General features: G+C 38.2%; 12 protein-coding genes, 1 pseudogene and 1 riboswitch. Of the genes and pseudogenes, 7 read left to right on the top strand and 6 right to left on the bottom strand.

All coding sequences use genetic code 11. The features are described from left to right. Positions 1-92: 92 nt before the first annotated feature. Positions 93-182, bottom strand: a riboswitch (glycine riboswitch). Between the two features lie 180 nt (positions 183-362). The 5 genes from ACP69Y_RS07750 to ACP69Y_RS07770 form a co-directional block, all read right to left on the bottom strand. Continuing rightward, complete coding sequence (locus tag ACP69Y_RS07750) at positions 363-527, bottom strand: hypothetical protein (RefSeq protein WP_425917619.1); 165 nt, start codon at positions 525-527, stop codon at positions 363-365. A 113-nt stretch (positions 528-640) separates the two neighbouring features. Further along, a complete protein-coding gene (locus ACP69Y_RS07755) occupies positions 641-904 on the bottom strand; it encodes a hypothetical protein (protein ID WP_425917621.1) in 264 nt (87 codons plus the stop codon). A 183-nt stretch (positions 905-1,087) separates the two neighbouring features. Continuing rightward, on the bottom strand, positions 1,088-2,182 hold the full coding sequence (gene aroC, locus ACP69Y_RS07760; protein ID WP_425917623.1) for a chorismate synthase: 1,095 nt from the start codon (positions 2,180-2,182) through the stop codon (positions 1,088-1,090). A 12-nt stretch (positions 2,183-2,194) separates the two neighbouring features. Next, a complete protein-coding gene (gene prmB / locus ACP69Y_RS07765; RefSeq protein ID WP_425917625.1) occupies positions 2,195-3,205 on the bottom strand; it encodes a 50S ribosomal protein L3 N(5)-glutamine methyltransferase in 1,011 nt (336 codons plus the stop codon). 106 nt (positions 3,206-3,311) lie between these two features. Further along, on the bottom strand, positions 3,312-3,677 hold the full coding sequence (locus tag ACP69Y_RS07770) for a lysozyme inhibitor LprI family protein (RefSeq protein ID WP_425917627.1): 366 nt from the start codon (positions 3,675-3,677) through the stop codon (positions 3,312-3,314). A 197-nt stretch (positions 3,678-3,874) separates the two neighbouring features. On the opposite strand from ACP69Y_RS07770, the gene ACP69Y_RS07775 reads away from it, so the two are divergent. The 7 genes from ACP69Y_RS07775 (at position 3,875) to ACP69Y_RS07805 (ending at position 10,867) form a co-directional block, all read left to right on the top strand. Next, positions 3,875-4,180 (top strand): hypothetical protein, encoded by a 306-nt coding sequence (locus ACP69Y_RS07775; protein ID WP_425917629.1) that lies wholly within the window; start codon positions 3,875-3,877, stop codon positions 4,178-4,180. Between the two features lie 261 nt (positions 4,181-4,441). Continuing rightward, positions 4,442-5,815: an ABC1 kinase family protein gene (locus ACP69Y_RS07780; protein ID WP_425917630.1), complete on the top strand. Its 1,374-nt coding sequence runs from the start codon at positions 4,442-4,444 to the stop codon at positions 5,813-5,815. Positions 5,816-6,049: 234 nt separating this feature from the next. Continuing rightward, positions 6,050-7,336, top strand: a complete 1,287-nt coding sequence (locus ACP69Y_RS07785; RefSeq protein WP_425917648.1) for an acyl-CoA dehydrogenase family protein — start codon at positions 6,050-6,052, stop codon at positions 7,334-7,336. A gap of 25 nt (positions 7,337-7,361) precedes the next feature. Continuing rightward, positions 7,362-8,561: an acyl-CoA dehydrogenase family protein gene (locus ACP69Y_RS07790; protein WP_425917632.1), complete on the top strand. Its 1,200-nt coding sequence runs from the start codon at positions 7,362-7,364 to the stop codon at positions 8,559-8,561. Between the two features lie 101 nt (positions 8,562-8,662). After that, entirely contained in the window at positions 8,663-9,148 is a 486-nt protein-coding gene (locus ACP69Y_RS07795; RefSeq protein WP_425917633.1) for a GNAT family N-acetyltransferase, read from the top strand. Between the two features lie 400 nt (positions 9,149-9,548). After that, positions 9,549-10,088, top strand: coding sequence for a type 1 glutamine amidotransferase domain-containing protein (locus ACP69Y_RS07800; protein ID WP_425917634.1), 540 nt, complete (start codon positions 9,549-9,551; stop codon positions 10,086-10,088). A gap of 197 nt (positions 10,089-10,285) precedes the next feature. Continuing rightward, entirely contained in the window at positions 10,286-10,867 is a 582-nt protein-coding gene (locus tag ACP69Y_RS07805) for a lytic transglycosylase domain-containing protein (RefSeq protein WP_425917635.1), read from the top strand. A 62-nt stretch (positions 10,868-10,929) separates the two neighbouring features. Here ACP69Y_RS07805 and ACP69Y_RS07810 read toward each other — a convergent pair. Further along, positions 10,930-11,491: pseudogene (locus ACP69Y_RS07810) on the bottom strand (DUF4256 domain-containing protein). Positions 11,492-11,730: the final 239 nt, after the last annotated feature.

Here is an 11,730-nt window from a genome sequence, read left to right on the forward strand (position 1 = left end):
TACCTGAGAGCTTCGATCATGACGTTAAAATCTTAACGCTGACCATCCCCTTCGGTGAGCATATTTTCTTATATGCTTCTCTCCAGATTTTTGAAATTATTACAGTCCTTTTGCCTGAGAGTTTCCGGGGTCGTTGCTCCTTCGGCGTGTTCACAGAAGAACATCTCTCCTGCAATAATTGCTTATATTAATATGAGCAACTTTTGTACCATTCGCGAGCACTAAATTCATTTATTTGTTAAGCCCTGTTATTACTATAAAAATAATTATTTATTTCAAATACTTAAAATTAAAACCAGTTTAATTCAATAATTCAACTCAGGCCATTATATTGATGAGATGCCCTGTTTTGAGCCGTTAGCTTATGTCGCTTTTAGCACCAGCTTTGACATATGTTGTAATTGCAGATCGATCAACGGCTGCCCTACATTGGCATGAATGGGATACGACGCTGTATGCTGCGTTTTAACATAACCACATCTTTCATAGAATTGAATCAGCTCTGTTCTGGCATCCAGTGTATACATTTCATACTGATTGACTCCTGAAAAAATTTTTAATGTCTTTTTTTCAGCATATTCCAAAACCTGCTTTCCAATGCACTGATTTTGCCATTGAGAATTGCCACAAAAGTGCCTATTTAAACAGTATTTTGCTGAAAGGTTAAACCTATACAGGCGACTAAATTAGACTGCTTATTTCCCAAAATTTCAGCAATAAACAAATAGAAGTTATCTTGTTTTAAACTTTCCAATAGCTGACGATGATTGATTCGATCTCCAGCAACAATCTCCTGTTCACTTGTCCAACTAAAACCAGTATTCGTGCGATATGCCTGATTAAGCAAAAGTACTAAACGGCCAACATCATCTGTACTTACTCGTCTATATAGTAATTGATTCATTATTTTTCTAAAAAATTGAATTGAAAGAAAATTATCACACAGCATCATCAAACAAAACTCTATCCATAAAAAAACCAGACTTAAAGTCTGGTTTTTTATCTAAGTTTGTAGTTCATAAAGCAGCGCTTTGTTTCTATTCATAGTTCCTAGCGTAGCTATGAACTTATTGCGTTCGAGCAAACTTCACTTAGGCTCAATCGGAGCAAACGGCACAACCACATCCGCATTTTGTGCACGATGGCGCATGAAGTGATCCATCAATACAATCGCAAACATGGCTTCAGCAATTGGAGTCGCACGCACGCCCACACAAGGATCATGACGACCTTTGGTCAACACGTCCGTATCTTCACGATCGATATTAATGGTTTTACCCGGTGTGGTGATACTTGCAGTTGGTTTCAAGGCAATTGCCACACGAATGGTTTGACCACTCGAAATACCCCCCAGAATCCCGCCAGCATGATTGGCCAGGAAACCTTCTGTAGTGAGTTCATCGCGCGATTCATGACCAAACTGTTCTGCAACCGCAAAACCATCACCAATTTCTACGCCTTTAACCGCATTGATGCTCATCATCGCATGTGCAATATCAGCATCCAGACGGTCAAAAACTGGCTCGCCCCAACCCACTGGCACATTCTCTGCAAGAATTTCTAATTTCGCACCACAGCTTGTACCTTGCTCACGGAGTGAAGTCACTAAAGCTTCAAAACGTAGCACGGCATTCGCATCGCCACAGAAAAATGGATTGTTTGGCACTTCACTCCAATCCAGTGTATGGGCTTTTTCTGTACCAATTTGTGTTACATGACCACGAATCACGATACCAAACTTTTCAGCCAAATATTTCTTCGCAATTGCACCCGCAGCTACACGCATTGCTGTTTCACGTGCGCTTGAGCGACCACCACCACGATAATCACGGAAACCGTACTTTTGGGTATAGGTATAATCCGCGTGACCCGGGCGGAAAGTTTGCGCGATATTGCCATAATCTTTCGATTTTTGGTCGGTATTACGAATCAGTAAACCAATTGATGTACCGGTGGTTTTACCTTCAAATACACCTGAAATAATTTCCACTTCATCCGGTTCTTTACGCTGAGTGGCGAATTTAGAGGTGCCCGGTTTGCGGCGGTCTAAATCTTTTTGTAAATCTGCTTCAGTCAGTTCAATCCCAGGCGGTACCCCATCGACAATTGCCATGAGGCCAACGCCATGAGATTCACCACAAGTCGTTACACGGAACAGTTGTCCAATACTATTACCTGCCATGTTCACAACTCCTTATGCTTGAACAGATTGTACAAATAAATCACGGTGTTTACGGCATTGCTCTGCTGTTAAAGCAAAAATACCCGAACCACCTTTTTGGAAGGTTAACCAGTGGAAATCAACAGTATTAAAATTCTGTTTCATTGCCCATTCAGAATTACCCACTTCAATGACAATTAAACCATTTTCAGTTAAATAATCTGTAGCTTGTGCCAACATTTTACGAACCAAATCCAAACCATCTTGACCTGCAGCAAGTGCAAGTTCTGGCTCATGCAAAAATTCAACTGGTAAATCTGCCATATCTTCAGCATCGACGTACGGTGGATTCGATACGATTAAATCATATTGATTTTCAGCAGGAATTTTTGAAAATAGATCAGATTCCATCAATGCAACCTGATATTGCATATTGTGATGTTCAGCATTAATCGACGCCACTTCTAAAGCTTCTTTAGAAATATCGGTTGCATCCACTTCAGATTCAGGGAAAGCATAAGCCAAAGCAATCGCGATACAGCCCGAACCGGTACACATATCTAAAATACGACGCGGCATTTGCGGATGATCATTTTCAGGAAGATTATTCAATGCTTCACGCACCAGACCATTTTCATCTAGGCAATAAGGTGCAAAGCGTTGATTAATTAATTCTGCAATTGGTGAACGTGGAATCAGTACACGTTCATCCACGTAATAAGGTTTATCGCAGAAATAAGCCAGATTCAACAAATATGAAGTCGGCACTTTTTCATTGATACGACGTTCCAGCAGACTGATAAATTCTGCTTTTTCACTTGGCAGCAATTTCGCATCTAAAATTTCTGGATTTGCGTTCCAGTCCAGTGCCAGTGTTTGCAATACTAAAGCCGAGCTTTCTGCAAAAAAGTCTTCAGTACCTTGACCTAAGTGTGCATCGTATTGACGTAGAGCTGAAACACCAAAACGGATAAAATCACGAATAGTTGTGAGGTTTTCAGCGGCTTCCTGTAAATGTTCAGGGCTAATTGTCAGTTGATCCACTTAAGGCATCTCCAAGGTCAAATTTTTTAAAGCGCCTTATGATACCTTGTTTTATCGGTTTTTTATAACGTTTCAAGCAGATTAAAACCAATAATCTATAAGCAATTTATTTAATTTGATAATAGTAAGCACGTTCCATTGTCATTTCTAAAACACATTTTTCCTGTTTGACTTTAAGCAAGCTCGATGTCACTTTTAAATAGCATTGCTGATTAACACGGTTTACCCAGAGTCGATGTTGCTGCTCGACATTACTTTGATTATTCCCACTGTTTTTTAAATAATTCTTATAATATTTGTTCAGGCGTTTTTCCTGACTTTTCAACTCTTTCTCTACACATTTTTTGACTGTTTCAGTTTGACCATAAGATGTGTTTAGACATTTGTTATATTCGTCAGAATATCCTTGTGCTAAAACTGAAGTTGAACCCAAAGCAGCCATACTGAAAATCACTGGCAGTAAAAATCGCATAATATTCCCCTGTCTTAAATGACTCAAATTTAAATAATATTCGTTTTATTTATTTAGGAATATTACAACAAACCTGTGAAGATTCCTATATCACCGCATTTAAAGCCAAAGCACAATAAACCTTGCAACATTTTGGCTATTGAATCTATCTAAAGTGACCTTATATAGTTTTCATTATTTTCTAAATACTGCTGGTTATGAGCTACAAACACAATAATTTAATGGCAATGCGCCAAAACTACTGGAATGATACCGATTCTGCCCAAGTTGAAAACGAGAAACAATTTTTTCAACAAGTCTTAATCGAACATAAAATTTATCCAACGCCCTCCGAAGATGATGCCAAATATCTGTTCTTTAGTTTACCGAGTATTATTATTGTCAAAGGCTATGCCTTGGGTTTTAAACATGACACCGTGCAAGCCATGATTTTTAAACATCTTCAAGATAATAAAACCATATTGCAGCAAAAAAGTGACATTAAAATTCAATTCCGCATGTAAATATTTATTTAATTTACATACAACACAATTTCCTGTGCAAGTATCTTTCTCAAGGCTCATACAAGTCTGAATAGCCCATTTAATTCACTCGTGTGAAAGGCATCCACGTCTTGTCAAACTGGAGCTTTTATAGAAAATAAATTAAATATTAAGCATATTAATGCTCTGTACAGCAGGTTGAACTTTTTTAATACGTGAATACACGGTAATATCCGCTACAATTAATTATTCTGCGACTTGCTGATTAAAGGATTTTGTTTAATGTCAGATCAGAACGATAAGCTTAAACAACTCAAAACCTCCTCTATGGATCGACGTTTATCTATCGCTAAAGCATCCTTACTAGCAGGAACGCGATGGGCGGCATCTAGCGCAACCACCATGTTTTCCAGTGAAGCAGAAAAAGAAAAGAAACGTAAAAAAGCCATGAAAGAACAAGCAAATTATCTTGTTTCTGAAATTGGCAAACTTAAAGGCTCTATCGTTAAAATTGGGCAAATGATGGCGCTTTATGGCGAACATTTTTTACCTGAAGAAATTACTCAGGCGCTGAATACTTTAAATAATCAAACAATCGCCCTTGCATGGCCAGCAATTAAAGAACATTTAGAACAACAATTGGGTTCTAAACTTAATGATTTAACCATAGATCGTGAACCACTCGGCACAGCATCTTTAGCACAAGTCCATCGCGCCACCCGTAAATCAGATGGTTTGGAAATTGTACTTAAAATTCAATATCCGGGTGTAGCAGCTGCTATTGATTCAGATATGAGCCTGTTTAAAAACATGCTCAAATTGACCCGCATGGTGCCGCAAACGCGCGAATTTGATCAGTGGTTTGATGAAGTTCGTGAAATGATGCACCGTGAAGTGAATTATGACATTGAAGCTGCGACCACGCGTCGTTTCGCTGAACGTTTAAAAGATGATCCGCGTTATGTCGTACCGCAAATTATTGATGAATATTGTACTGATCAAATTCTTTGCATGACCTTTGAACGCGGTGTACCGATCAATAGTCCTGTCATGCTCTCTTTGCCTCAAGAGCGTCGTAATCAAATTGGTGAAGCTTCACTCGAGATTGCGGTACGTGAAATATTTGAATGGGGTGAAATGCAGACCGATCCAAATTTTGGTAACTATTTAGTTCGTCTAGGCAATAATGAAGACAGCCAGGATAAAATTGTACTGTTAGATTTTGGGGCCATTCGTCAATTTGACGAGCATTTGCTGAGTGTGGCACGCAATTTAATCCAAGCCGGTTATCATCATAATCTTGATGAAATGGTTCGCGCCATGACGGGTTATGAATTCTTTGATTCAATTCCACAGAGCATTAAGCCAGATATGGCGAAAGTGTTTTTACTCGCCACGGAAGCCTTTAGTACAACAGCAAATAATCCGGACTTACCTGCAGGTGTCATGGATGAGCAGCAACGTTATGACTGGAAAAAAAGCCAATTGCATAGTCGCGTGATGCAACGTGCATCTAAATCAATGGCATCGCGTTATTTCAGTGTTCCACCGAAAGAATTTATGTTTATAAGTCGTAAATTCATTGGGGCATATACCTTTATGACTGTGATCGATGCAAAGACCAATGTGCGTAAGATGGTCGAAAAATTTTTATAATCTATGCTGACTAGAGTGACTGCATTGTCATTCTAGTCAACCTTGTCTTTCTAACTCGCTTTTCTAATGATTAAAAAAACCTATTATTCAACCGCTTAATCAATTTAAAATTCATTTCAAACCATTCATCTAAGTCAACTTTAATTGTCATTCATGACATAGTCATTTCGATCTTCACATGTCAGCATAAAAATATAAAGAATCGAAAATCGATGGACGATAACAATGACCAATATGGTAAACAAAGCGCAAGGATTTGGGCTATCACTGATCACTAAAATTGCAGGTAGCGAGGTTCTTGATCAATTCAAACTACGTAAATTACTTGAAAAATCTTTATATCAAAGTTCAAAAATCGGTTTTAAAACATTAAGTAAAACCCAAAAGGTATTTAAAGCCAATTCGCATGTCAGCAAGCAACGTTTACCGAATCAACACAAGTCATTGTTTGATTTAAGTTTGACTGAAGAACAGCAAATGACCTGCAATGCGATGGATCAGTTTGCATCAGAAGTGCTTTATCCATTGGCAGCTCAAGCGGACAATAATGAAAAATTTCCCACCGCACTTTGGCAACATGCTACTAACTTAGGACTGAATTACTACGCACTTCCCGAAGCTTTGGGTGGAGTGACAACTGAAAAAAATATTTTGAGCAATATTTTAATTGCAGAACATTTGGCCAAGGGTGATTTCACTTTAACTGCAGGCTTACTTTCAACCTTTAGCGTGATTAATGCGATTACCCAATGGGGTTCTGAAAAAATTCAATCTACCTATTTATCCAGCTTTGCAAATGATGCAGAGATACACGCTACGTTTGCCATCCAGGAAGCCACGCCTGCTTTTAATCCACTTAAATTAAAAACCAAGGCCACCTCGAGCAATGGACAATATATTATTGATGGAGAAAAAACTTTAGTGCTATTAGGAGAAACTGCTGATCTATTTTTAGTGAATGCTGAACTGAATGGCTCGCCAGAGGTTTTTATTGTAAAACGCGATAGCAGTATTACCGCAAAGAAAAGCTCAGCAATGGGTCTAAAAGCTGCAGAAACCGCAACATTACACTTCAATCATAGCCCTGCTGAATTATTGGGTGATGATGACTTTAATTACCCTGCGTTTTTAGATTTGGGCAACCTGATGTGGTGTGCGATGGCTGTGGGAACCTGCGAAGCAGTAAAAGCTTACTGTATTCAATATGCCAATGAACGTACTGCTTTTGGTGAGCCTATTTCACACCGCCAAAGTGTGGCCTTCATGATTGCAGATATGGCGATTGAAATTGATGCCATGCGTATGTTGATTTTAAACGCTGCCAGTCTTGCTGAGGCAGGTCAACCGTTTCATCGCGAAGCCTATTTAGCACGCCTACTCTGTGCAGAAAAATCAATGAAAATTGGTACGGATGGTGTCCAAATTTTGGGTGGACATGGCTTTACCAAGGAGCATCCTGTTGAGCGCTGGTATCGCGATTTACGTGCTACAGCAATTTTACATTCAGGTTTACATGCTTAATCTATAACAATAAGGAATCGAGCCAATGAATTTACAAAATCCTAAAAAATTTAAGATGTTAATAGATCAGGCCCATGAAGCAGCTTTAAATGTAATGCGCCCCATTTCACGTAAATATGATAAAGCTGAACACAGCTATCCCCAGGAACTAGACATGTTTGCCTCACTCATTGATGGCATGAACGAGGGTGGCGAAGGCATCAATGCGGGAGCTACGGTCGGAAAACGCGGCAACAGCGATGTCGGAAATAAAAATGACGTCAATATGTCCACTGTACTTGGGGTGATCGAGATGTGCTATGGAGATACCGGCTTATTGCTGAGTATGCCACGTCAAGGTTTAGGAAATTCGGCCATTGCAGCAGTCGCCAATGACGAACAGTTGGAGCGCTTTAAAGGTACTTGGGCGGCAATGGCCATCACTGAACCCGGTTGCGGATCTGATTCGGCAGCAATTTGTACTACCGCCACAAAAGACGGTGATGATTACATCTTAAATGGTGAAAAGATTTTCGTGACATCTGGTGAGCGTGCTGACTCTATTGTGGTCTGGGCAACTTTAGATAAAAAACTTGGACGCGCTGCGATTAAATCTTTTGTAGTTCCCAAAGGCACCACAGGTATGAAGGTGGAACGCCTCGAACATAAACTCGGCATTAAAGCATCCGATACTGCCGTGATTAGTTTTATTGACTGTCGTGTGCCTGCCAAAAATCTACTCGGTCATGCTGAAATTGATGTTGCCAAAGGTTTCGCAGGAGTAATGGAAACTTTTGACAATACCCGCCCATTGGTCGCTGCAATGGCGGTGGGATGTGCCAAAGCATCTTTAGAAAGAATTAAAGAAATTTTTAAAGATCAATTAGATGAAAACTATGCCACTCCTTATTTGCAAACCTCTTATATTGCAGCACAAATTTATCGTATGGAAGCTGAGTGGGAAGCTGCTCGCTTACTCACCATGAAAGCTGCTTGGATGGCAGATAATAAAAAGCCCAACTCACCTGAAGCTTCCGTTTCTAAGGCAAAAGCTGGACGCATGTGTAATGAAATTACCTTAAAATGCGTAGAACTCGCTGCGAGTGTAGGTTATAACGAAGATGAATTATTGGAAAAATGGGCACGTGACTCAAAAATTTTGGATATTTTTGAAGGCACGCAACAAATACAGCAACTGATTATTGCACGTCGTGAATTGGGCAAGAGTTCAAGTGAATTAAAATAATTTCTCGCTTTTTCAAAGCATAAAACTGGTCAAAAGATGGATTTTTATCAAATATAGCGTTATAAAAATCCATCCTTTTTTATTTCTATATATTTAAGCTTATGTATCAAGTTAGACCCATTCAAGCACAAGATAATGCTGAAATTGCACGTATCATTCGCGAAGTTTCTCAAGAATTTGGACTTGCACCTGAATCAGGTTTTGCTGTAGCTGATCCCATTTTAGATGATTTATACACGGTCTATCATCAACCTAAGGCTCAATATTGGGTGATTGAAAATGATCAGGGAGAAATTTTGGGTGGCGGTGGTTTATCTCCATTAAAAGGTGATAACACTATTCTAGAAATTCAAAAAATGTATTTTTTACCTGAAGTTCGAGGCTTAGGACTTGCCAAGCAACTTCTAGAAAAAGCTTTTCAGTTTTCTTTACAGCATGGTTTTCAATGTTGTTATTTAGAAACCACCAAAGAACTTTGGCAAGCAGTCAAACTTTATGAAAAGCTAGGTTTTGAATATTTAAATCATCCCAAAGGTAATACTGGGCATAGTCATGCCTGTGAAATCTGGATGGAAAAAAGATTGTAATTTTTCCATATTTTTAAATCTGTATTCGCTCTAAAATAATACTTTTTAAATTGGATTGGTTCTATTAACTCATCTTATTAATATGTCCTGTCAGCATTTGCTTACATGGAAAGTATTTATTGACGTCTATGCTGAAACTAGTATGCACCTTATGATTAAAACATCAGGAAGTAGGATGTTTCCCTAATAAAAATAATAAACGATATAAGCAAGCAGGAAGGATAAGGGTAAAACAGGAGTTATACCTTGTAACTGATATCAAATAAGCCCCGTCATGATGATGGGGCTTATTTTTGCCAAGAATTTTCAAACCTTAACAAGAATAAGCCAAAATCTGTACAGCTTCATTAGTTCAGCTTGTTAAGGTTGAATATTCAATAAGTAATTCAGGATCACTAACATGTCTAAGAAAGCATTATTTATTACTTCTAATGTCGGCGTAGAACAAGATGAGTTGATTAAACCATTTGAATTTTTACAATCAAAAGGCATTGAAGTGATTCATGCCGCAGAAGAACTAAAGGACGTTCAAACGGTTAAGAGTGATAAGGAACCTGCAACCGCTTATACTCCGCAAACCACTTTATCTAAAGTTTCTCCAGAAGATTACGATATTTTAGTGATTCCGGGAGGAACGGTAAATGCAGATACCCTACGTTTAAATGAAGATGCTCATAAAATTATTCAACACTTTACTGATAATGCCAAACCGATTGCAGCCATCTGTCATGGACCGTGGGTATTAATTAATGCTCAAAGAATTAAAGATAAAAATTTAACTTCTTATAAAAGTATAAAACTAGATTTAGAAAATGCCGGTGCGAATTGGGTGAATGAAGAAGTCCATCGTTGCAATACCAATAACTGGTCTTTAATTACTTCGCGATGCCCAGATGACATCCCGGCGTTTAATCAGGCGATTTTGCATGAAATGGATTAATTAAATATGCTAAGAAGACCCGTCCCATTAATATAATGGGACACGTTTTTTCATAAGTTTTAAAATTTAATCATTTAAAGATCAACTTATAAAAATACTTCATAAATCATTTGAATAATACAAAGTCTTGGCGCTTGACTCGTTCTACTCAGACCACTAGCATAACTTCAATAAAATTTTACTTTGGGTTTCTAACCTTGTTAATTACGCATCATTTATCTAGTTTACGTTTAAAACTCTCCACTATTCATTTTTTTTCATTTAAATCAATAGCTATCGTCATTACTACCTTAGCTTTTACCGGTTGTACTTCCTTTAATGGTGGCTCAGTCGCTAAACGATCTGCTAAATTATCTACAGGTATACAAAAAGCATATGCTGTTGCGCCAGATACTGCGAATCGTGTATCTCCAATGATCATTCAAAGTGCAGAAAAATATGCTGTGGATCCATTACTATTAGCGGCTATGATTCGACAAGAATCTAGTTATAGAAACTATGCTATTTCACCGGCGGGTGCTGTGGGACTCACTCAAGTAATTCCACGCTACTGGCAACAGATATGTCCAGGTGATTTAAGTGATGAATATCATAATATTAATTGCGGAACGTATATTTTAGCCTCATATAACAGTAAAGCAGGAAGTTGGCCTAAAGCTCTTGCCTATTATAATGTTGGGCCTACAGGCTATAATTCTAACCGTAAAATGAAAAAACAAGGTGAAAAATATGCTCAACAAGTTAAACAACATCACACCACATTAAAAGATGCTTTATAAGTTAATCAAAATCCTCCTGTCTATTAGATAGGAGGTAATCATGCCTATTCATTTGACCTCTTTCAGACTCTAACTAAAGCTCGAAAACCTCGGGAAGCATAATAAAATTCTGCTCCATTGTGATAAACAAAAACTCGTCCATAACGTTTATCAGCAAAAAGAGCACCACCTTTTTTTTGGACTTCATCAGGTGTAAATAACCAGCTTGAGGTTTTCATATCAATCGAACCTATCGCTTGCAATTCATAATATTCATGCTCGGTTAACAATTCGACTCCCATAACTAAAGCAAGATCCAAGATCTGAATTTTCAGGTTTATTGGATTTTCTTGAATCTAATGCTTTCCGGTCATAGCATAAGCTTCTACGGTCCAATGGACTCTCTATACTACAATCCATAAAAATATACTGATCGGTAATATGATCATGCAATACCACATCAGGTTCACCACCTGTTTGCTCCATTGCATGTAATGAGCACGTTTTATTTGGCTTCCCCTCCAACTTATGTTGGATCTTCGACCATTGCATGGCTTTATGCCGCTGCATATTTTGTTCAAATCGTATTTTTAGAATATTTAAAAGATCAGCTGTTTTTTTATAGTTAGTTGTTTTTCCATATATTTATCTTCTTTTCATTTTATATCACTCTATTTTTATTCTAAATATTTTGCATTATTTGTTTCACAAACTACAAGTCTAAAAAGAATGCGGAATTGTACAGATAAGGTCATTCCCTTTTCTTCCGGCATAAAAAAAGCCCCGCTATTTAAGCGGGGCTTTTTAGGAATAATGAGCTGGCGATGACTTACTCTCACATGGGTAACCCCACACTACCATCAGCGCAAAGAGGTTTCACTTCT

Source organism: Acinetobacter sp. TSRC1-2, from assembly GCF_049895885.1.
Lineage (GTDB): Bacteria > Pseudomonadota > Gammaproteobacteria > Pseudomonadales > Moraxellaceae > Acinetobacter.